This window comes from Pseudomonas poae (assembly GCF_001439785.1).
Taxonomy (GTDB): Bacteria; Pseudomonadota; Gammaproteobacteria; order Pseudomonadales; family Pseudomonadaceae; genus Aquipseudomonas; species Aquipseudomonas poae.
The window spans coordinates 281,824-303,408 of record NZ_JYLI01000003.1; the positions used below are offsets into that span (position 1 = coordinate 281,824).

Below are 21,585 nucleotides of genomic sequence, written 5' to 3' on the forward strand. Positions count from 1 at the left end.
GAGAGGGAACATGTTCGAACTCGTAGACAACATCCCCGCTAGCCCGGTTATCAAAGTAATCGGTGTCGGCGGTGGCGGCGGCAACGCTGTCAACCATATGGTCAAGAGCAACATTGAAGGCGTTGAATTCATCTGCGCCAACACGGATGCCCAGGCGCTGAAAAGCATCGGCGCGCGGACCATCCTGCAATTGGGCACAGCCGTGACCAAGGGCCTTGGCGCTGGCGCCAACCCGGAAGTCGGCCGTCAAGCCGCGCTGGAAGACCGCGAGCGTATTGCTGAAGTGCTGCAAGGCACCAACATGGTGTTCATTACCACCGGCATGGGCGGCGGTACCGGTACCGGTGCAGCTCCGATCATTGCCGAAGTGGCCAAGGAAATGGGGATTCTGACCGTTGCTGTGGTGACGCGTCCGTTCCCGTTCGAAGGCCGCAAGCGTATGCAGATCGCCGACGAAGGTATTCGTCTGCTGTCTGAAAGCGTCGACTCGTTGATCACCATTCCCAACGAGAAGCTGCTGACCATTCTGGGCAAGGACGCAAGCCTGCTGTCCGCGTTCGCCAAGGCTGACGATGTACTGGCCGGTGCCGTGCGCGGTATCTCCGACATCATCAAGCGCCCAGGCATGATCAACGTCGACTTTGCCGACGTGCGTACCGTGATGAGCGAAATGGGCATGGCGATGATGGGCACTGGCTGCGCCAGCGGTCCGAACCGTGCGCGTGAAGCGACCGAAGCGGCCATCCGCAACCCGTTGCTCGAAGACGTGAACCTGCAAGGCGCACGCGGCATTCTGGTGAACATCACTGCCGGCCCTGACCTGTCCCTGGGTGAGTACTCCGACGTGGGTAGCATCATCGAAGCCTTCGCGTCCGAGCACGCGATGGTCAAAGTCGGTACCGTTATCGATCCAGACATGCGCGACGAATTGCACGTGACTGTGGTTGCTACCGGCCTGGGTGCCAAAATCGAGAAGCCTGTGAAGGTCATCGACAACACCCTGCATAACAGCCAGGCGAGCCAGTCGGCTGCCGCTCCAGCGCCTGCGCGCCAGGAACTGCCGTCGGTGAACTACCGTGACCTGGATCGTCCGACCGTGATGCGCAACCAGGCTCAGGCCGGTGCTGCTGCGTCCCGTAGCCCGAATCCGCAAGATGACCTGGATTACCTAGACATCCCGGCATTCCTGCGTCGTCAGGCCGATTAATGGAATGTATCAGGGCTATGAAGGTGATTGGTGTTCAGCAAAGGTCTGGTCTGCTATTATCGCCAGCCTTTGTTGATACCAGTTCGCAATTTGCGCTGAAGCGGTCCAAGCCATGATTAAACAACGCACTCTGAAGAATATTATTCGTGCCACAGGTGTAGGTCTGCACTCCGGGGAAAAGGTCTACCTGACCCTCAAGCCTGCACCTGTCGACACCGGCATCGTGTTTGTGCGTGCCGACCTGGACCCTGTCGTGCAGATACCTGCGCGCGCGGAAAACGTTGGCGAAACAACCATGTCGACCACGTTGGTCAACGGTGACGTCAAGGTGGACACGGTGGAGCACTTGCTCTCGGCCATGGCCGGTCTGGGCATCGATAACGCCTACGTCGAGCTCTCCGCGTCCGAAGTCCCGATCATGGATGGCAGCGCTGGACCTTTCGTATTCCTGATTCAATCTGCCGGCCTGGAAGAACAGGACGCAGCGAAGAAGTTCATACGCATTCTGCGGGAAGTGACAGTAGAAGACGGCGACAAGCGCGCCACCTTCGTCCCGTTCGAAGGCTTTAAAGTGAGCTTTGAGATCGATTTCGATCACCCGGTATTCCGTGACCGCACCCAAAGTGCAAGCGTGGATTTTTCCAGCACTTCGTTCGTAAAAGAAGTCAGCCGCGCCCGTACCTTTGGTTTCATGAGTGACATCGAGTACCTGCGCAAGCACAACCTCGCACTCGGCGGCAGCGTTGAAAACGCCATCGTGGTCGACGCGGATGGTGTACTGAACGAAGACGGCCTTCGCTACGAAGACGAATTCGTGAAGCACAAGATCCTCGATGCAATCGGTGACCTCTACCTGCTGGGCAATAGCCTGATAGGCGAGTTCAAAGGCTTCAAGTCGGGCCATGCCCTTAACAACCAGCTGCTGCGCAAGTTGATTGAGCAGACAGACGCTTGGGAAGTCGTGACCTTCGAAGATGCCAGCACCGCACCGATCTCTTACATGCGTCCCGTTGCGGCGGTGTAAGTAACAACTCTCTTTCTTTAGTTTTTAAAGGCTACCTTCGGGTAGCCTTTTTTTTGCCAAAAATTCGGCGCAAATGACATGTGTTGTAACGGGCGACGTTTGTGTCGTGGGAACTGATGCTTCCAGGTACACCACAAGCTAGAGGTAAGCTCGTCGAGTTTCCAATATGCGAGTAGGGAGCAAGTTCGAACGGAGTATGAATATTGGATAAGGTTTATGTAGAACTAACTATTTGATTACTCTCAAGAGATTTTGCTATGAATGGCGTATCTGCAGCTCAAACTTATCGTTCCGTTGATATTCAGCCACCAAGTCAGAGTGGCATGGAAAAGCAGCAACAAGAACCCAATAGCGTCCAAAGGCCGCGCGCTTTGACTGCCGCCTATACCGCCAATGTGTTGGGCGGTCAGGCCTCATTTCAGCCAATCCCCACGCTTGCGTTTCGCCCGAAAACTTATCTCACGCTCAGTGCGACAGCCAATCTCATTCCTGGTCTTGTCAGCGCAGGCGCCAGCAAGACTATACGATTCGATCCGTTGATCAGGGTTAGCCCGACGGACACTGGCGGCGTCACTGTGGGTTTCACCCCACGGCTGGAAGTTGAATTAAGCGGCGCAGTTCGCGCAGGCCTGACGAATATCTTCAATACTGGCCTGGGCGTGAATGGGGGGCTGGGTGGTGCACAGAAGTTTACCTTTGGTGCGCCGCAATTCAGCGCCAATCTCGAACCCAATGGCGTATTCAGCGCCCATGCTGATTTAAATCCCACGCTTGGCAGTGAGCAAACAGTAAGCGCGAATATTGGCGCGGGATTTGGTGTGGGAGCCATCAGCGTCGGTGCGAATCAAAGTTTTTCCCATAGTCTTGGCCAGCAGATAAAAGCGGGCGGGCCTGGTGTCCAGTTTCAGTTGAGTTCCACCGGTCAGCCGAAGATATCCACCAACTGGGATAGAACGGTATCGATCTCGAACAGTTATACCTTTTCGCCCAAGGCCAATTTGAATGGGCAAATCAGTGCCGGTCAGGTAGATGCCCGTGCGAGTTTGGGAGCGGGGCCATCATTTACCATAGAACACAACGTTATCTTCAACACCGACCCTGCAAGGAAAGCGCCTCCAAGGCATGAGTTTTCAGCCAGATCAGGCGTAAGTGTCGATGGCTCTTTCGGTTTCAGGGTGAGCCTGCTTCCCAGTGGATCACCTTTGAATATATCGGCTGAGGTCGGCTTCAATCCGGGCGTGTCCGTGTCCGGTGGTGGGCGCTACACCCTCTAATGGTTGAAACAGCCGTGTCAGTGAAAGGGAGCACACCCTCCCTTCGCTGACATTTGTTGAAACTACCTACGCCGTACTTGTAGGAACTGTTACTTCGCTCTGTCCCACAAAGTCAGCGTGAAGCCGTTGAATGACGATATTCGCATCGATGAAGCCAAGTTCGAATGGTTTATTCGTCAATTCATGAAGCGCTGCACGAAACTTATAAAGCGAGTGTATTAGCTATGAGCCAGATTTCTGCAAATCCGCTGTATCGTTCGCCCACCCCACCACCGCAAAACAACGATGAGGTGAATAAACGACAGCCTCCGCGCGCCCTCACTGCCCCCTATACCGCCAAAGTGTTCGGCGGTGAGGCCAAGTTTCAACCGATTCCCACTGTCACCTTCACGCCCGCTACGCATGCCACGATTGCGGCCAGAATCACGCCGCTGCCTGGCGGTCCGAGTGTGGGTGCAAGCGCGACCGCGCGGTTCCTGCCTGATATCGTCTTGCGCCCTAACGACGCCGGCGGTCTCAATGTCAGCGTGACGCCAAAGATGCAGCTCCAACTGAACGCCGATTTGACGGCGGGTATCCCCAATATCCTTGGGACCGGCATTGGCGTCAGGGGCGGTGGCAGTGCGTCCAAGTGGTTTACGTTCAATGCTCCAGAGGCCCGCTTCAATCTGAATCCGGACCTTTCATTCAATGCAAGCGCCCATCTCAATCCTGCCCTGACGACCACTCAGCGTATTGGCTTGAATGGTGGATTGCAGGGCCGTGTTTCATCTTCGGGATTGGGGGCCGGTGCTGGGGTGGATCAGGCTTTTACGCATCAGACGCAGCAAGAATTCAAACTCGGCGGCCCCGGCGTCAAGTTCGAAATGATTCCTGGCTCAAAGCCGACGATAACGCAGAATGTCGATAAAACGGTGTCCATCTCCAACAGTTACAGCTTCCTGCCGCGCACATCCGTGAATGCGAATGCCCAGGCCGGTCCGCTTACTGTCAGTGCCGGTGCCGGTGTCTTACCGGGTGTCACGGTTAAGTACAAAGTGACATTGAGCACTGACCTCGCAAGCAAGACGCCACCCAAGACCGAAGTGTCCGTATCGTCTGGCGTTCGGTTGGACGGGTCCTTCGCTATCGGCGCGTCACTGTTGCCTCGCGACTGGCCTGTCAGTCTCAGCGCATCCGTGGGGGCTCAGCCCTATGTCAGGGTCTCGGCGGACGCCAGCTATACGGTTTGAACGCTGACGCCCAAACCACGCCTGTCTTTATGGGCAGGCGTTTCTCAACCCAGGGTTGCGGCATCCACAATCCGGTTGCGACCCGTGTGCTTGGCTTCATACAGCGCCTGGTCCGCACTGAGCAATAATGCCTCCAGGGAGGTTCGACTGCGCTTGTTCCAGGTGCTCAAGCCGATGCTCACGGTGATGGGGCGACCATCTTCGGCCACCCTCGGCAAATGCTCCACACCACTGCGGATGTGCTCGGCAATCACCCAGGCGCCGTTGGCGTCGGTATGCGGCAGCACCACTGCAAACTCTTCCCCGCCATAGCGCGCCGCCAGGTCAGCGGGGCGGCGTATGTTGCTGCCGATCACCTGAGCCACGTTGCGCAGTGCCTCATCGCCGCCGTTATGGCCATGCCGGTCGTTGAAGGCCTTGAAGTGGTCCACATCAATCATCAGCAGCGTGAGCGACTCGGTGGAGCGCTGCGCGCGGTCCCATTCCAGGCGCAGGCGCTCATCGAGGATGCGGCGGTTGGGCAGGCCGGTCAGTGCATCGGTGGCGGCCAGTTCCGACAGCACGCGCTCGGCGCGATGACGACGGCGCAGTTCGCGGCGCAGCATCCAGCTCAGCCACAGCACGCCAATGCACAATATGCCGGTGGCCCCGCCGGTCAGCAGCGCGGCGCGGTGCCATTGGGCGAAGACATCCTCTCTGGACAGCGCCACCACGACAATCAGCGGCAGTGCACCGACGTTGGTGAAGGTATACAGACGCTCCTTGCCGCTGATGGCGGAAATCGCCTGAAAACTGCCCATGCCCTCACGCAGCATTCGCTTGAAGTTGGGCCGGTCGCTCAGGTCCTTGTCGATCATTTCGCGCTCCAGCAGCGGCTGCTGGGCCAAGAGGATGCCTTTGCTGCTCAACAGGTTGATGCTGCTGCCGTTGCCGATGGTCAGGCTGCTGAATAGCTGGTCGAAGTACGCCAGACGCATGGTCGCTACCGCGACGCCGGCGAACTCACCGTTGGGCCCCGACACACGCCGGCTGAATGCCATGCGCCAGACCTGCTCGCAGTTGCAGTGAATCCTGAAGGGCCGGCTGATGAACAGCCCGGCCTGTGCGTTATTGGCGTGCACCTGGAAATAATCACGGTTGGCGAAATTACGCGGCGTGGGTTTGAGGGCCGAAGAGTCCGCAATCACGTCGCCCTTGGCGTCCAGCAGCAGGACTTCGCCCTTGTAGGGCGCGGCGGTGGACAGATCAAACTGCAGCCGATGGCGAATATCCGCAGCCACCCCGGACAAGTTTTCACGTTGCCCGGTCTCGATCAGCTCGGTGAGTGCCAGGTCGTACAGCTCGACGTTGCGCAACACATCGGCATTGATCAACTGGGCAATGTTGGTGGTCGAGCGCGTGGCTGCCAGCAGCGTGCTGGCGTGCTCACGGATCAACAGCGCCGTGACGATGATCAAAATCAGTGCGACGGTGAGACCGCTGCCCAGCATCAGCAACAGTTCCGGGTGGGCAGGCGGGGTGCGACCAGAGCGTTTATTCATCGGGCAGACTTCAGCAGCGCAGATGCTGGCAGTTTAGTTCTACCCGATGAAAAGTGAATGCCCTGCTAAAAAGAAAGATTTGGCGCGTCAGAACACTTCGAATGGATAGTCGAGGATCATGCGGTACTCGTCCACGTCCCGATCCACCGCCGAGTAGCCGTTGCTGCCTCGGTGGGTCGCCCATTGCAGACGTACGGCGAGGTCCTTGGCCTTGCCGCTCTGCACCACATACTTCAAGTCGATATCGCGTTCCCAGTGCCTGGCGTCCTTGCCGTCGGCGCTGTACCACGCGCTGTAGCCACGGCTCTGCGGGTCGACTTTGGTCAGGTCAGTCTGGCCGCTGATGTAGGACACGGCCGAGGTCAGGCCGGGCAGGCCCAGGCCGCCGAAGTTATAGGCGTACTTGAGTTTCCACGAGCGTTCGTTGGGCCCGTTGAAGTCCGAGTATTGCTGGGAATTGTCGAGGAAGACGCTGTCGCCCTGGGCAATGTAGTCAAACGGGGTGTTGCCGTTGACACGCTGGTACGCGGCAGTGACGCTGTGATGGCCGGCCGCAACGGTGAAGTGCAGGCTGTAGGTGTTGTTGTCGATAGCCCCCAGCAGCGACTGCCCGGTGTCCTGGGTGTGGTAGTAGTGCAGGCCGGGATTGAGACTGATCATCTCGTTCATCACATAGGTGTAGTCCAGGTCGTAGTAGTACTGCTGCCACACGTCCTTGAGTTCGGAGGCGTAGAGGTTGCTGGTCACGCTGGGAATGGCGCTGAACGAGACACCGGCCCAGTTCAGGTGCTGGCTGTCGGTATTGAGTGGGAGTGCGCCGTAACTGGTGCCGATGCGCCGGTGACCACTCTGGTTATAGAGCTTGGTGAAACTGGCCTGGCCGCCTTCGAACAGCCAGCCGTCGATGCTGTGGTTGGTCAGGCTGATGCCACGGAAAGTCTGGGGCAGCATGCGGGTCATGCCGCCGGCGATCACCGGGTTGTTGAGGAACAGGTCGCCGGCTTTAAGCTCGGTGTCGAACGCGCGCATCTTCAGGGTGCCGCCAGCGGTCGAGAACGCACCGGGCGCCTTGCCGTTGCCGCCGCCGTAGGGAAGGATGCTGGAACCGTCAGTGCCGCCACCGCCGTCGAGCTTGAGGCCGAGCATGGCGTGGGCGTCCAGGCCAAAACCCACGGGGCCCTGGGTGTAGCCGGACTCGAACGTGCCGAGAAAGCCCTGGCCCCACTCCTTGCTGTCATCGGTGTGAATGTCGCGACGGTCGCGGTTCATGTAGTAGTTGCGTGCATTGAGCTTGAGGCTGGAGCCTTCGACGAAACCGTCGGTGTGAGGGGTGTCGGCTGCGTGGGCGAGGGGGCTGATCGTTGCTGCAATGGCGAGGAATAACGGGGTGAGCGAGGTCTGCACCGGTGGCTCCTTTATGGATGGCAAAAAAAAGCCGCTGATGATCGGCGGCTTTGAGAATCGAAGAGTGTAACAAGATAATGACTGTTGCCAAAACCGCAACAGTTGTCAGCGCGGCAGGATAATGCCGAAGGTATTCGCGCCACCCTCGCTGCGTACGAACACATCGCCGGCATGCATCAACGCAATCGCCTTGACGATGGCCAGTCCCAGTCCGTGATTGGCCCCGCTGTTGCTGCGCGACGCGTCCACCCGATAGAAGCGCTCGAACAACCGCGGCAGGTGCTCGGCGGCAATCGCCTCGCCGGGGTTGGTCACAGCAATCGCCACTTGCTGCTGTTGCACCTCGATAGTCACCTCGATGATCTGCCCCGGCGCGGTGTGTTGCACCGCATTACTCAGCAGGTTGATCAGTGCACGGCGCAGGTGGGCTTTTTCGATCTGCACCTGGGCGTCGCCCTGTACCCGTACCTGGACCTGGGCGTCTTCGAGGATGAAGTCCAGGTAGTCGAGCGTGGTCGCCACTTCATCGGCCAGGGAGCTTTCGATCAGCTTGGTGGCCTTGCTGCCCTGATCGGCGCTGGCCAGGAACAGCATGTCGTTGATGATCGAGCGCAGGCGCTCGAGTTCTTCCAGGTTCGATTGCAGCACCTCGAAGTAATGCTCGGCCGAGCGCCCGCGTGTGAGGGCCACCTGGGTCTGACCGATCAGGTTGGTCAGCGGCGAGCGCAGTTCGTGGGCCACATCGGCGTTGAACGATTCCAGGCGTGAATAGGCCTGTTCGACGCGGTCGAGGGTGGCGTTGAACGAGTTGACGAACTGACTCAGTTCCGGCGGCAACGGCGACAGTTGCAGGCGCCCGGAGAGCTTGGGCGGCGCCAGCTTGCGCGCTTCGCCGGAGAGTCTTTCCAGCGGCTTGAGGCCGATGCGCGCCACCCAGAACCCCAGCAGCGAGGCCAGCACCACGCCGACCAGCGCAAGACTGACCAGGGCCACCAGCAGGTGATGCTGGGTGGCGCGGAAGTTCTCGGTATCGATGGCAATCATGAAACGCAGGGGCGGGCGCTGATCCTTGGCCGCGAACTGGCTCACCAGCACCTTGAACGGATAGGCATGGTCAGGCAGGCGCAAATCGCGTTTACCGACCGGGCCCTGGGCGAATGCGCGAATCTGCGCGTCCGGTTCGCCGTACTCGTAGTTGGGGTCGCTGCTGACCACCCAGAAGCGGATGCGCTTGTCTTCCTCTCCCAGCAGCTTGAGCTTGGCGCGGATTTTCACCCAATGCTCCGGCGTACCGAAACGATTGACCGACGACTCCAGCACGCTGTAACGCGCATCCAGCTCCGCCCCCGGCAACAGGCCCAGGCCGCGATCCACCTGCTGGTACAGCACGCCGCCGATCAACAGGAAGATCAGCGCCGCCACCAGGGTGAACAGTCCGCTCAGACGCACGGCAATCGAGTCAACCGACACTGCGATTCTCCAACACGTACCCCATACCGCGAATGGTGTGCAGCAGCTTGTGTTCGAACGGCCCGTCGAGCTTGGCGCGCAGACGTTTGATCGCCACTTCGACCACGTTGGCGTCGCTGTCGAAATTGATGTCCCAGACCATCTCGGCAATCGCCGTCTTGGAGAGGATTTCGCCCTGGCGGCGGGCCAATACGCTGAGCAGCGAAAACTCCTTGGCGGTAAGGTCCAGGCGCACGCCATTGCGGCTGGCCTTGCGGCTGATCAGGTCGATCCACAGGTCGGCGACCGTCACCTGTACCGGCTCGTGACCACCGCTGCGCCGGGTCAGCGCCTGCAGGCGTGCCACCAGCTCTAGAAATGAAAACGGCTTGCCCAGGTAATCATCGGCGCCTTCGCGCAGGCCGCGAATGCGGTCTTCCACGCGTTCGCGGGCAGTGAGCATGATGACCGGCGTCTGCTTGCGCGCGCGCAACGCCCGCAGCACGCCGAAGCCGTCGAGGCCGGGCAGCATCACATCGAGCACGATCACCGCGTAGTCGTTCTCCAGCGCCAGGTGTAACCCCTCGACGCCCTCGCGCGCCACGTCGACGGTGTAGCCTTGCTCGGTGAGGCCGCGATGCAGGTAGTCTGCGGTTTTTTCTTCATCTTCGATAATCAGGACGCGCATGGCACCGCCTCAGCGTGTGGTCGCCAGCTCGGCAGCTGGTTTGGGCCGGTGGAAAAACCTTTCGAGGTACAAGTATATGACCGGCGTGGTGAACAGCGTCAGTGCCTGGCTCACCAGCAACCCGCCGACCACCGCGATACCCAGTGGCTGGCGCAACTCGGCGCCAGGGCCGGCGCCCAGCATCAGCGGCACGGCGCCGAGCAGGGCGGCGAGGGTGGTCATGATGATCGGCCGGAACCGCGTGACACAGGCCTCGTAAATGGCATCGTGCGGCGCCATGCCGCGCACGCGTTGCGCCTCCAGGGCGAAATCGATCATCAGGATGCCATTCTTCTTGACGATGCCGATCAGCAACACCAGGCCTATCAGCGCCATGATCGAAAAGTCCTGGCCCATCAACGTCAGCATGATCAGCGCCCCCAGCCCGGCTGACGGCAGGGTGGAAATAATCGTCAGTGGGTGCACGAAGCTTTCGTACAACACCCCCAGGATGATGTAGACCGCCACCAGCGCCGCGAGGATCAGCCACGGCTGGCTGGCGAGCGAACTCTGGAACGCCTGGGCCGCGCCCTGGAAGTTGCCGATGATCGTGGTCGGCATGCCGATTTCATTCTTGGCCTGCTCGAGCATGATCACCGCGTCGCCTAGGGCCACGCCGGGCGCCAGGTTGAACGACAAGTTGGCGGCCGGGAACATGCCGTCATGGCTGATCGACAACGGCCCGACGGTGGGCGCGTCGACGCTGGCCAGCGCCGACAGCGGCACCATCTCGTTGGTCAGCGGCGAGCGCAGGTAAAAATAGTGCAGGCTCTCGGTCTTGCCGCGTTGCCGGGTGTCCAGTTCGAGCACCACCTGATACTGGTTGGTCTCGGTCTGGAACTCGTTGATCTGGCGCTGACCGAACGCGTCGTACAGCGCCTGATCGACATCGGTGGCGGTGAGCCCGAAGCGCGCGGCGGCCTGGCGGTCGATGCTGATGTGAGTGATGCTGCCGCCCAGTTGCAGGTCGTTGGACAGGTCGCGAAACGCCAGGTTGCCGCGCAGTTTTTCGGTGAGGCGCTGGGTCCAGGTATTCAGCGTCGCACCGTCGTTGCTCTTGAGCACGTATTGGTACTGCGCGCGGCTGGGGCCGGAGCTGAGGTTGATGTCCTGCCCGGCGCGCAGGTACAGGACGATGCCCGGCACCTTCGCCAGTTTCGGACGGATACGGTCGATGAACTGGCTGGCGGACACATCGCGCTCGCCCCGGTCTTTCAAGGCGATCCAGAAGCGGCCGTTGGCGATGGTCTGGTTACTGCCGGTGACGCCCACCGAATGGGAAAACGCCAGCACCGCCGGGTCGTCCTTGACGATCTCGGCCAGGGCCTTGTGCTTGGCGACCATGTCCGGGTACGACACGTCGGCCGCTGCTTCGCTGGTGCCGAGCACAAAGCCGGTGTCCTGCACCGGGAAAAAGCCCTTGGGGATAAACACGTAGCCGACCACGGCCAGCGCCAGCGTCACCAGAAAGAGTGCCGCCATGCTGCGCTGATGGGCCAGCGCGCGACGCAGATTGCGTGCGTAACCGGCCAGCAGGCGTTCGCTGAAGCCGGGTTTGTCGTGGGCCGCGTGCGTGGGCGCGCGCATGAACAGCGCGGCGAGGGTGGGCGCCAGGGTCAGCGAGACCACCACCGAAATCAGGATGGTCGAGGTCGCCGTCAGCGCGAACTCCTTGAACAACCGTCCGACCACGCCGCCCATGAACAACAGCGGAATAAACGCCGCCACCAGCGAAAAGCTGATGGAAACCACGGTAAACCCGATCTCGCCGGCGCCCTTGATCGCCGCTTCGCGCTGGCCCAGCCCGGCTTCGAGGTGACGGTGGATGTTTTCCACTACCACAATCGCATCGTCCACCACGAAGCCCACGGCGATCACGATCGCCACCAGCGTCAGGTTGTTCAGGCTGAACCCCATCAGGTACATCAGCGCGAAGCTGGCGATCAGCGACACGCCCAGCACGCTGGACACAATCAGTGTGGCCGACAGCTGGCGCAGGAACAGTGCCATCACCGCCACCACCAGCAGGATTGCGATCAGCAGGGTCACTTCCACTTCATGCAGCGAGGCGCGAATGGTCCTGGTGCGGTCGGTCAACACGCTGACCTGCACCGACGCCGGCAACATCGCCTCCAGACGCGGCAGCTCGGCCTGGATGCGGTCCACGGTGTCGACGATGTTGGCGCCGGGCTGGCGTGAGATCACCAGGTTGACGCCGGGCGTATCGCCGGACCAAGCCTGCACGTAGGCGTTTTCCGAGCCGTTGACCACTTTGGCGATGTCACGCAGTTGAACCGGTGCGCCGTTTTTGTAGGACACAATCAGCTGGGCGTAGTCCTCGGGTTGAAACAGCTGGTCGTTGGTCGACAGGGTCGACACGCTGTCCTTGCCGTAGATTGCGCCCTTGGCCAGGTTAAGGCTCGATTGCTGGATGGCCAGGCGCACGTCGGCCAGGGTGAGTCCGATGGCGGCGAGTTTGTCCGGCGAGGCCTGCACGCGAATCGCCGGGCGTTGCTGGCCGGTGATGTTGATCTGGCCGACCCCGTCGATCTGGCTGATCTGCCGCGCCAGCAGGGTTTCCACGTAGTCGCTCAGTTCGGTGCCGGGCATGCTGGCGGAGCTGACGCTGAGAATCAGCACCGGGCTGTCGGCCGGATTGACCTTTTTCCAGGTCGGCAGGTTGGGCATGTCGCGGGGCAGCTTGCCGGCTGCGGTATTGATCGCCGCCTGCACTTCCTGGGCAGCGGTGTCGATGCTCTTGCTGAGGGTGAACTGCAAGGTCAGCAGGCTTGAGCCCAATGCGCTGCTGGAGGTCATCTGGGTCATGCCGGGGATGGCGCTGAACTGCACCTCCAATGGCGTCGCCACCGATGAGGCCATGGTGTCGGGGCTGGCGCCGGGCAGTTGCGCGGTTACCTGGATCGTCGGAAATTCCGCCTCCGGTAGTGGGGCGATAGCCAGGCGCGGGAAGGCAATGATCCCGAGCAGCACCAGGGCGAAGGTCAGCAGCAGGGTGGCGACCGGGTGGTCGACGCACCAGGCCGAAGGCGACTTCATGGCTGCACCTTGGCATCGACGGTCTGGATCACCTGCGGCGGCTCCTTGAGCACGTCCACCTGGGCACCGGCCTTGAGCCGCGATTGCCCGTCGCTCACCAGCACGTCGCCGGCCTGCACGCCTTGGATGATAGTGAGGTCGCTGTCCTGATAGGTGACTTGCACGGGCACCACTTCAACCTTGCCCGCGTTGACCCGGTACACGAAATGCGTGTCCAGCCCGCGTTGCACCACGGTGGGCGGCACCACCAGGGCATTTTTGTCGAGGGCGGTCTGGATCTTGATGGTCACCAGTTGACCCGGCCACAGGCGTTGTGCAGCGTTGTCGAACTCGGCCTTGGCGCGCAGGGTGCCGGTGGTGGAGCTGATCTGGTTGTCGATCAGGCTCAAGTGGCCCGCGCCGAGCAGGTCACCGGTCTGGCCGTCGGTGTCGGCACCGAGATACGCGTCGACACTGGCTTTGTCGGGGGCTGCGATCAGGCCCTGCAGGGTTGGCAGCATCTGTTGCGGCAGGGAAAACTCGACGGCAATCGGGTCAATCTGGGTGACCGAGAACAACCCCTGGGTGTCGCTTGTGCGCAGGAAGTTGCCTTCGTCGACGCTACGAATCCCTACGCGACCGCTGACCGGTGAACGAATTTGCGTGTAGGAAAGCTGCACCTGAGCCGCATCAATCGCGGCCTGGTTGCCCTGTGCGGTGGCCTTGAGCTGGTTGACCAGGGCCTGTTGCTGGTCATAGGTCTGCTTCGATACGCCGTTATCGATGCTCAGCTCCTTGTAACGCTTGAGGTTGATCAACGCCACTTGCAACTGGGCCTGGTTCTCGCCCAATTGCGCCCTGGCCTGGGCGAGGCTGGCGCGGATCGAGCGGTCGTCGAGGGTGGCGAGCAGGTCGCCGGCCTTGACCCGTTGGCCTTCCTTGACCAGTAATTGGGTGAGAATGCCGTCCACCTGGGGGCGAATGACCACGCTGTGCAACGACAGCACTGTGCCAATGCCGCTGACAAAGCGCGGGACGTCCTGCTGCGCCACGCTCACCACTCGCACCGGTATGGCGCTCGGCGCTGCCAGCCGGGTTTTGGCCGGGCGGGTCAAGGCCCAGGCGGTAACGGCCAGCACCACGAGGACGCCAACGATAAGAGCGGTTTTGCGTTGAATGAGCATGGGCGAGCGCCAGAAGCGCAGTTGCGGGCGCGGCGCCGCAAGCTGCAAGTGGATAGTTATAGTGAGCGTTATAGCGGTGGCATCCGGTCAGCAGCGTGACGTCAAACTGACAGCCGTGACAGCTGGCGCTTGCAACTTGCCGCTTGAAGCTTACCGCTCGCCCCTCCGGCCCCGCTATACTGGCGCCCTCACACCCATCGCAGCGCCGGAGCTTTCATGACTTCCCCGACACAACCCCCTGTTGAGGCGACTGATCTCGCCGATCCGGCCAGCGCTGACGGCGTTGAAAAAACCGAGATTGCGGCGTTCAAATTCCCGTTCAAACCGGGTGAACTGGCTGGCGCGAAGCAAACTGCCCAGCCCTGGTACAAGAACGGTGCCAGGAACGGTCACACCAAGTCGCCGGGCATGGCGCCGCCGGGTACGCGTCGGTCAATGGGCAAACGTTGAGAGTATTCAGTTGAGTGCTGTATCGGCCTTTGCCTACAAAGCTGGCTGATATTTCCGCTTGTAGGTCTACGTCCGTTTCTTGAAAGCTTGCACGGCATTCGCCCACGGCCCCCTCTGAAAGGGTCCGTCGGCCATGTCGATTTTTCTGGAAAAGGACGTTCCCGTGGCCCAGATACGCGTCTGCGTAGTGTTTGCCTTAGCGCTGTCGACTGGTATTTTTCCCTTCGCCCTGGCGGATGACTCGCCACGAAACGAAATCCGTTTTGCCGTCGTCGCACAATTTCCACCTTTCCAAAGCCGCAATCAGCAGGACCAGTTGGTCGGGCTGCATATTGAACTGGGTAGGGCCTTGTGCCAGCAGCTCAATGTGCGGTGCACCTGGGTCGACCAGGTGTTATCAGAAAATTTCTCGGGCCTTGAGGCCAGGCAATTCGACGCGATCATGGGCATCGCCCCGACACCGCAGCGGCGCCGAGAGGTGAGCTTCACCGACGACCTCTATCCGTTCACCACGCGCCTGGTTGCGCGCAAAAACTCCGGCCTGATGCCCACCGCGCGCGCGCTCAGGGGCAAGTGCGTGGGCGTCTTGCTGGGCAGCAACCGCGAGGCCTTCGCCTTGGCCGAATGGGCTCCCAGGGGAGTTCGGATCAAGAGCTACTGGCTCAACGATCAACTGGTTCGCGCACTGGTGGCGGGGGATATCGACGCCACATTGCAAGGCACCGTAGAAATTCGCGACGTGCTGCTCGACACCGCCGTCGGCCAGGATTTCGATTTTCTCGGCCCAGTCGTCTCGTCGCCCCTTCTTGGCGACAGCGTGGCGATCGCGGTGCGCAAGTCCGATACCGCGTTGCGGCGCGATCTTAATGGCGCGCTTGAGCAGTTGATGCACAACGGCGAATACCAGCGGATCGTCCAGCCTTACCGACTGGATATGCTCGCTCCCCGCAGTGATGGCTGACCGATCTGTGATAAACGCCCCATACCGTTCAGTGCCTTTGGGAAATTACCTACGCGCCAAGCGGACATGTCGCGCTTAGACAGGGTCGAGTGCCTGCTAAAAAGTGGCCTGTTGGAAAGTTGAGTGCGGTCGGGCTTGAGTGATTGAGTCGGGACGCCTCCCACCCTCTTTGCACAGGACAGTTTGTATGACTAGACGAATACTGGCGCTTAGCCTGGCATTGTTTGCCGGGAGCGGATGTGCGGTTCCCCCGCCGCCTGCGGCGTCGTGGAGCGAGATACGTTTTGGCGTCGAAGCCGATGTAAAACCATTTGAGTACCGGGATGAGCGAGGCGAGCTCAAAGGGCTGGATATCGAACTGGGCAACGCGCTGTGTGCCGAGCTCAACGCGCGCTGCGTGTGGGTCGATCAGCCCTATGCCAGCAATATCGAGGCGCTGCAGGGCGGGCGCTTTGACGCAATCATGCCGATGACGCCGACCCCGGCTCGACGCGAAAACCTCGACTTCACCGACCTGCTCTATCCGTTGGAAAGCCGCCTGGTCGCCCGCACCGGGGCCAATCTGCTGCCCGAGGCGCAATCGCTCAAGGGCAAGCGTGTCGGCGTGTTGGCCGGCACTAGCCGCGAAGCCTTTGCCAAGGCACGCTGGGCGCCCCAGGGCGTGGTGATACGCAGTTTCAACCTCAATGCAGAGCTGATCGCCAGCCTGTTGAAAGGCGAGCTGGACGCGACCCTGCAGAACACCATCGAAATCACCGAAGCCTTGTTGAACACCCCGCAAGGCGCTGCATTTGCCTTTGCGGGCCCCCGCATCGTCGATGAAATGCTCGGCGGCGGCGTTGCGATTGCCACGCGCAAGAGCGACCCCACGTTGACGGCCGCCCTGAATCGCGCCCTGCAACGCCTGAAAGACAATGGCAAGTACGCGGCGATTACCCAGTCGTACCTGGCGCCGGTGGCCGCAGAGCCACAGCCGGCCACAATGGTTCACGTTCCGGCAGGCGCTGGTTTGCCGTTTTCGCAAACCGTGCAACTGGGGCAAACGCTCTACCTCTCCGGGCTGCTGGGGCAGGATGAAAGTGGCAAGCTCGTGCGCGGCGGCATCCGCGCAGAAACGGCCCAGGCCCTTGAGACCTTGCGCAACACGCTCAAGAGCAGAGGCGTGGGAATGGACAGGGTGGCCAAATGCACGGTGATTCTTGCCGACATCAACGATTTTTCGGCGATGAACAGCGTTTATACCCGCTATTTTCCTTCTGACCGCCTGCCGGCGCGTACCACGTTCGCCGCCGGCAAGCTGTTGGACAATGCCCGCATAGAAATCGAATGCCTGGCCGGGCTGTGAACTGGCGCGCTAGGACGCGCGCAATGAAATAAAGGCGTAATTGGCCGGCACCTGGGTGGCGATTCGGGCGCCGGCATCGAGCATTTGTTCGGCAACGTCCATCGCAGACACATGAAACACCCACTCGTTGCTCGCTGTCGGCTGCTGCACCGCCAATTCGATCGCCTGAGCAAAGGCGTTCATGTCCGGCAGGTACGCGGTAAATCCATCACCTTTGAGCGCCGTGGTGCAGATGCCCAGCAGCGCGCACACCGCCTCCTTGGTTTGCACATCATCGCGGTCTGCCTGGCGTGAACGCCTGATCAGCTCGGCCAATTGCGCATCCACCAGTTCACCGCCGACGATCAATGCCGGGCCCTGTTCCCAGGATTCCGGCGGGCAGTCCTTGGTAGCGGTGCTGAGCGGAATATGCGGGTTGATTTCCATCGGGTAGATGCGGCACACCAGTGGACGACGCTCATAGATGCCGCAGCGGTTGTCTTCGTCAAGATTCCGGCAGCGCCCGGCGTTGTAGGCGGCAAAGGTGATCGCCACGAACGCCTCGGCCGTGCCGCTGGGCACCACCACCGAACGGCGTTCGGCATGCTCGCGCTGGTTGACGGGAAGACCCAGGCCGTTGCCGAGAAAAGCTTCCACCAGAATGATGATATTGCCGCCGTCGGCCGCCCACTGGCGGGCCTCGGCGAGGGTGAGGGGCACATGATGGTCGCTGCAGCATTTGCCGCAACCGACGCAGGAAAAGTGAGTGTTCATGGCGTATCTGTCACCAGGCAAGGTCAGAGGGCGCTCTTGAACGGCGGCGGTTTTTTACCGCTACCCAGCGTTTAGGTTCTCTGAAAGCAAGTTATGCGCCAGTGATTGTCAGACGTCAGGCACCACGTCGCGTAGGACAAATCTCATTCCGGCGCTTTCATACAGGTTCCGGGCGCGTTGGTTACTCTCGCGCACCTTGAGATCGGCACAGGGTTCGCCGCGCTGCTTGAACACTGCAAACGCGTGCAGTAACAGCGCTCGACCGAGCCCCTGCCCCTGAGCATCGGGATGCACCGCCAGGTTCTTGATAAACGCGCTGGTCCAGCAGTGCGCCACGCCGAGAACGCAATCCGCGCGACTGACCACCAGGCACAACGCAGGATCGAACTCGGCATCGGTGAAAAATGACTGGCGCCATTGCGCCAGGCTGGCGACACGACCACCGCCCTGGTCTTCGGTCAGGCGCAACAGCGCATGAATGTCCGGCGCCAGCTCGTCGCGGTAAGGCTCCAACCGAATAGCCTGTGGCCACTGCGGCGCGGGCAGGTTGCCCGTGAGGTCGCGCCGCAGTAACTGGTAATACTCGGTCACCCTTTACAGGCCCTTTTGCGCCACGGCCTGCGCGGCTATCACCAGGCACTTGGTCAGCTCGGGCGAGGAGAACTTGGTCAACACCGCGTCGGCTCCGGCCAGGCGGGCTTTTTCGCTGTTCATCGCGCTGTCCAGGGAGGTGTGCAGCAGCACGTAGAGTTGCTGGAAGTCCGGAGTTTCACGCAGGGTGCGGGTGAGGGCGTAGCCGTCCATTTCCGACATTTCGATGTCGGACACCACCACGTTGATCTGCTCGGCGGTGCCTTGCAGTTCCAGCAGCACATCAATGGCTTCCTTGGCGCTGCGCGCGGTGTGGCAGGTCAGGCCGAGGTTGCGCAGCGTGTGCACCGATTGCTGCAGGGCCACCTGGCTGTCGTCCACCACCAGGATGCGGGCGTTGCCGAGCACTTCGGCTTCGTCCATGGTCAAGTCGGTGGGCGCCGCTTCAATGGGTGCCGGCGCGATGCCGTGGATCACCTTCTCGATATCCAGCACCTGTACCAGGCCGCCTTCCACCTGGGTCACCCCGGTGATAAACGCCCGATTGCCGCCCGAACCGTAGGGCGGCGGACGGATGTCGGTGGTCAGGCAATGCACGATCTTGCTCACCGCTTGCACATGCAGGCCCTGCTTGGAACGGCTTACATCGGTGACGATCAGGCAGCCACCGTCAGGGTCCGCCAAGGGCATTTCACCCAGCGCCCGGCTCAGGTCGATCACCGCCAGCGAGTTACCGCGCAGCGTGGCGATGCCTTTGACGTGCGGGTGCGACTCCGGCAGCTTGGTCAGCGGCGGGCAGGGGATGATTTCGCTGACCTTGAGCAGGTTGATCGCCATCAGCTTGCCGCTGCGCAAGGTAAAGAGCAGAAGTGAGAGTGAGTCTGCGCGGGCTTTGGTGGTGGGCATAAAAACCTTCTGTGGATCAGGGAAGACAGTCTATGGAAGGTTATCGACTTCGCAGAGCCAGGCTTTAACCGGATTTTGTGTCTGCTGGAGCCCCTGCCACAGGGTGTGCTGTCAGCCCTTCCACACGTGCGGGTTCACCAGATCCTGCGGGCGCTGGCCCAGCAGGGCGCTGCGCAGGTTGTCGAGGGCGCGGTCGGCCATGGCTTCGCGGGTTTCATCGGTCGCCGAGCCAATGTGCGGCAGGGTCACCGCATTGCTCAACTGGAACAGCGGTGACTCGGCCAGCGGTTCCTTCTCGTACACATCCAGCCCGGCGCCGCGAATGGTCTGGTTCTGCAAGGCCTGGATCAACGCCGGTTCATCCACCACCGGGCCTCGGGATATGTTGATCAGGATGGCACTGGACTTCATCAGCGCCAGCTCCCGGGTGCTGATCAGATGACGCGTCTTGTCGCTCAACGGCACCACCAGGCAGACGAAGTCCGACTCGGCCAGCAGTTGCTCCAGGCTGCGAAACTGCGCGCCCAGCTCCTGCTCGAGGGCGGTCTTGCGACTGTTGCCGCTGTACAGGATCGGCATGTTGAAACCCAGGCGCCCACGCCGGGCCACGGCGGCGCCGATGTTACCCATGCCGACGATGCCCAGGGTCTTGCCGTGCACATCGCAGCCAAACAACGCTGCGCCGACACTGGCTTTCCACTGCCCGGCCTTGGTCCAGGCGTCCAGTTCGGCGACCCGGCGTGCGCTGCTCATCAGCAGCGCAAAAGCGAGGTCGGCGGTGCTTTCGGTCAGCACATCCGGAGTGTTGGTGAGCATGATCCCGCGCTCATCGAGGTACGCCACGTCGTAGTTGTCGTAGCCCACCGACACGCTGGACACCACCTCCAGTTTGCTCGCGCCCTGCAACTGCTCGCGGCCCAGTTTGCGCCCCGCACCGATCAAACCGTGAGCATGGGGCAGGGCTTCATTGAACTGCGCGTTGATGTCACCGAGCTTGGGATTGGGTGCGATCACCTCGAAATCCTGTTGCAGGCGTTCGATCATGGGCGCGGTGATACGGCTGAAGGCGAGGACAGTCTTTTTCATGGCAGGCGGGCTCATCGACTACGGAAGAATGCCAGGCACGCTAACATCCCCACTGACAATTGTCAGGCCGCGCAGCCAGCACGAGCGGGCTTTGTTGTGGCAAGCCCAATGCCGTTCAGTTAAGGAAAATGTGTGGGCTTATTGTGGCGAGCGGGCTTGCCCCGCGTTGGGGTGCGAAGCACCCCCAGTCCAGCAAAGCGCGGTTTACCTGATACGGCTCAGCGCCTGGTTTTGGGGCTGCTGCGCAGCCCAACGCAGGACAAGCCTGCTCGCCACAACAGGCCCTTATGCCACAGCGATCTGGGCACCTGAAATAGCGGACAGCTCAGTTCGCCAGCCGCGCCCCGCTGAGGCTGCCACTCAGCTCATACGCCACCAGCTCCGCCTGATGCGCCGCCAGAATCTCCGGCAACGAACCGCGCAGGTATTCCACCCAGGTCTTGATCTTCGCATCCAGGTATTGGCGCGATGGGTAGATGGCGTACAGGTTCAGCTCCTGGGAACGGTAGTTGGGCATCACCCGCACCAGCGTGCCGTTGCGCAGGCCCTCGATGGCCGCATACACCGGCAGCAGGCCGATGCCCATGCCGCTGGTGATGGCGGTTTTCATCGCGTCGGCCGAGTTCACCAGAAACGGCGAGGTGTTGATCGCCACGCTTTCCTGGCCTTCGGGGCCGTTGAAGATCCATTTGTCCAGCTGGATCACCGGGCTGACCAGGCGCAGGCAGGCGTGGTTGAGCAGGTCGTGGGGGCGATGGGCGCAGCCCTTGGCCTTGACGTAATCCGGCGAGGCACAGGCAATGCTGTAGGTGATGCCCAGGCGCTGGGAGACGAAGCCCGAGTCCGGCAGCTCGCTAGCCAGCACGATGGACACGTCGTAGCCCTCGTCGAGCAGATCGGGCACGCGGTTGGCCAGGGTCAGGTCGAAGGTCACGTCCGGGTGCGTGCGGCGGTAGCGGGCGATGGCATCAATCACGAAATGCTGGCCGATGCCGGTCATGGTGTGCACTTTCAGTTGCCCGGCGGGGCGGGCATGGGCGTCGCTGGCTTCGGCCTCGGCTTCCTCGACATAGGCCAGGATCTGCTCGCAGCGCAGCAGGTAGCGTTTGCCGGCTTCGGTGAGGGCGATGCGGCGAGTGGTGCGGTTGAGCAAGCGGGTTTGCAGGTGGGCCTCAAGGTTGGAGACCGCGCGCGAGACATTGGCGGTGGTGGTGTCCAGTTGCACGGCGGCGGCGGTGAAGCTGCCGGCTTCGGCCACGCAACTGAACGCGCGCATGTTTTGCAAAGTGTCCATGGAGAGTTCTCAGGGGAGATGACAAATTGTGACAGAAAGTGGCCCCGTCCAGTGATCCCTACCAACGGATTGTCGCGTGAACGGTAACAAAGATTCACAGGAATGCCAGCTTATCCTCCTC

Annotated in this window: 18 protein-coding genes; 7 read left to right on the top strand and 11 right to left on the bottom strand. The window is 61.2% G+C overall.

Going from position 1 to position 21,585, the window contains the following annotated elements; all coding sequences use genetic code 11:
- Positions 1 to 10: 10 nt before the first annotated feature.
- From ftsZ to TU75_RS05050, 4 genes are all read left to right on the top strand, one after another.
- Positions 11 to 1,207 carry a cell division protein FtsZ gene (ftsZ, locus tag TU75_RS05035; RefSeq protein WP_004371979.1) on the top strand — a complete coding sequence of 399 codons (1,197 nt, stop codon included), beginning with the start codon at positions 11 to 13 and terminating at the stop codon, positions 1,205 to 1,207.
- A 112-nt stretch (positions 1,208 to 1,319) separates the two neighbouring features.
- Positions 1,320 to 2,231 (top strand): UDP-3-O-acyl-N-acetylglucosamine deacetylase, encoded by a 912-nt coding sequence (gene lpxC, locus TU75_RS05040; protein WP_003171886.1) that lies wholly within the window; start codon positions 1,320 to 1,322, stop codon positions 2,229 to 2,231.
- 257 nt (positions 2,232 to 2,488) lie between these two features.
- Positions 2,489 to 3,505, top strand: coding sequence for a hypothetical protein (locus TU75_RS05045; RefSeq protein ID WP_060548342.1), 1,017 nt, complete (start codon positions 2,489 to 2,491; stop codon positions 3,503 to 3,505).
- Positions 3,506 to 3,669: 164 nt separating this feature from the next.
- Positions 3,670 to 4,737 (top strand): hypothetical protein, encoded by a 1,068-nt coding sequence (locus TU75_RS05050; protein WP_231982025.1) that lies wholly within the window; start codon positions 3,670 to 3,672, stop codon positions 4,735 to 4,737.
- Positions 4,738 to 4,781: 44 nt separating this feature from the next.
- On the opposite strand, the gene TU75_RS05055 is transcribed toward TU75_RS05050, so the two are convergent.
- From TU75_RS05055 to TU75_RS05080, 6 genes are all read right to left on the bottom strand, one after another.
- Positions 4,782 to 6,278: a sensor domain-containing diguanylate cyclase gene (locus TU75_RS05055; protein WP_015371202.1), complete on the bottom strand. Its 1,497-nt coding sequence runs from the start codon at positions 6,276 to 6,278 to the stop codon at positions 4,782 to 4,784.
- Positions 6,279 to 6,365: 87 nt separating this feature from the next.
- Positions 6,366 to 7,682 carry an OprD family porin gene (locus TU75_RS05060; RefSeq protein WP_060548343.1) on the bottom strand — a complete coding sequence of 439 codons (1,317 nt, stop codon included), beginning with the start codon at positions 7,680 to 7,682 and terminating at the stop codon, positions 6,366 to 6,368.
- 105 nt (positions 7,683 to 7,787) lie between these two features.
- The gene (locus TU75_RS05065) at positions 7,788 to 9,152 is read right to left on the bottom strand and encodes a heavy metal sensor histidine kinase (RefSeq protein WP_060548344.1); all 1,365 of its coding nucleotides are present in this window, start codon (positions 9,150 to 9,152) and stop codon (positions 7,788 to 7,790) included.
- Positions 9,142 to 9,819: a heavy metal response regulator transcription factor gene (locus tag TU75_RS05070; RefSeq protein WP_004371973.1), complete on the bottom strand. Its 678-nt coding sequence runs from the start codon at positions 9,817 to 9,819 to the stop codon at positions 9,142 to 9,144. Before TU75_RS05070 ends, TU75_RS05065 begins: the two co-directional genes overlap by 11 nt.
- Positions 9,820 to 9,828: 9 nt before the next feature.
- The gene (locus TU75_RS05075) at positions 9,829 to 12,915 is read right to left on the bottom strand and encodes a multidrug efflux RND transporter permease subunit (protein WP_060548345.1); all 3,087 of its coding nucleotides are present in this window, start codon (positions 12,913 to 12,915) and stop codon (positions 9,829 to 9,831) included.
- Positions 12,912 to 14,078, bottom strand: a complete 1,167-nt coding sequence (locus tag TU75_RS05080; protein ID WP_004371971.1) for an efflux RND transporter periplasmic adaptor subunit — start codon at positions 14,076 to 14,078, stop codon at positions 12,912 to 12,914. Before TU75_RS05080 ends, TU75_RS05075 begins: the two co-directional genes overlap by 4 nt.
- 216 nt (positions 14,079 to 14,294) lie before the next feature.
- Here TU75_RS05080 and TU75_RS05085 point away from each other — a divergent pair, with 216 nt between their 5' ends.
- The 3 genes from TU75_RS05085 (at position 14,295) to TU75_RS05095 (ending at position 16,834) form a co-directional block, all read left to right on the top strand.
- Positions 14,295 to 14,528, top strand: coding sequence for a hypothetical protein (locus TU75_RS05085; protein WP_004371970.1), 234 nt, complete (start codon positions 14,295 to 14,297; stop codon positions 14,526 to 14,528).
- Positions 14,529 to 14,661: 133 nt separating this feature from the next.
- The gene (locus TU75_RS05090; protein ID WP_060548346.1) at positions 14,662 to 15,489 is read left to right on the top strand and encodes a transporter substrate-binding domain-containing protein; all 828 of its coding nucleotides are present in this window, start codon (positions 14,662 to 14,664) and stop codon (positions 15,487 to 15,489) included.
- A 187-nt stretch (positions 15,490 to 15,676) separates the two neighbouring features.
- Positions 15,677 to 16,834, top strand: a complete 1,158-nt coding sequence (locus TU75_RS05095) for a transporter substrate-binding domain-containing protein (protein WP_060548347.1) — start codon at positions 15,677 to 15,679, stop codon at positions 16,832 to 16,834.
- Positions 16,835 to 16,843: 9 nt separating this feature from the next.
- On the opposite strand, the gene TU75_RS05100 is transcribed toward TU75_RS05095, so the two are convergent.
- The 5 genes from TU75_RS05100 to TU75_RS05120 all read right to left on the bottom strand — a co-directional run bounded on the left by TU75_RS05100 (position 16,844) and on the right by TU75_RS05120 (position 21,464).
- Positions 16,844 to 17,587 carry a YkgJ family cysteine cluster protein gene (locus tag TU75_RS05100; protein WP_004371967.1) on the bottom strand — a complete coding sequence of 248 codons (744 nt, stop codon included), beginning with the start codon at positions 17,585 to 17,587 and terminating at the stop codon, positions 16,844 to 16,846.
- Between the two features lie 108 nt (positions 17,588 to 17,695).
- Entirely contained in the window at positions 17,696 to 18,178 is a 483-nt protein-coding gene (locus TU75_RS05105) for a GNAT family N-acetyltransferase (protein ID WP_060548348.1), read from the bottom strand.
- A 3-nt stretch (positions 18,179 to 18,181) separates the two neighbouring features.
- Positions 18,182 to 19,084 carry a chemotaxis protein CheV gene (locus tag TU75_RS05110; protein WP_004371965.1) on the bottom strand — a complete coding sequence of 301 codons (903 nt, stop codon included), beginning with the start codon at positions 19,082 to 19,084 and terminating at the stop codon, positions 18,182 to 18,184.
- 111 nt (positions 19,085 to 19,195) lie between these two features.
- A complete protein-coding gene (locus tag TU75_RS05115; protein ID WP_060548349.1) occupies positions 19,196 to 20,170 on the bottom strand; it encodes a 2-hydroxyacid dehydrogenase in 975 nt (324 codons plus the stop codon).
- 325 nt (positions 20,171 to 20,495) lie between these two features.
- On the bottom strand, positions 20,496 to 21,464 hold the full coding sequence (locus TU75_RS05120) for a LysR family transcriptional regulator (protein WP_004371963.1): 969 nt from the start codon (positions 21,462 to 21,464) through the stop codon (positions 20,496 to 20,498).
- Positions 21,465 to 21,585 lie beyond the last annotated feature (121 nt).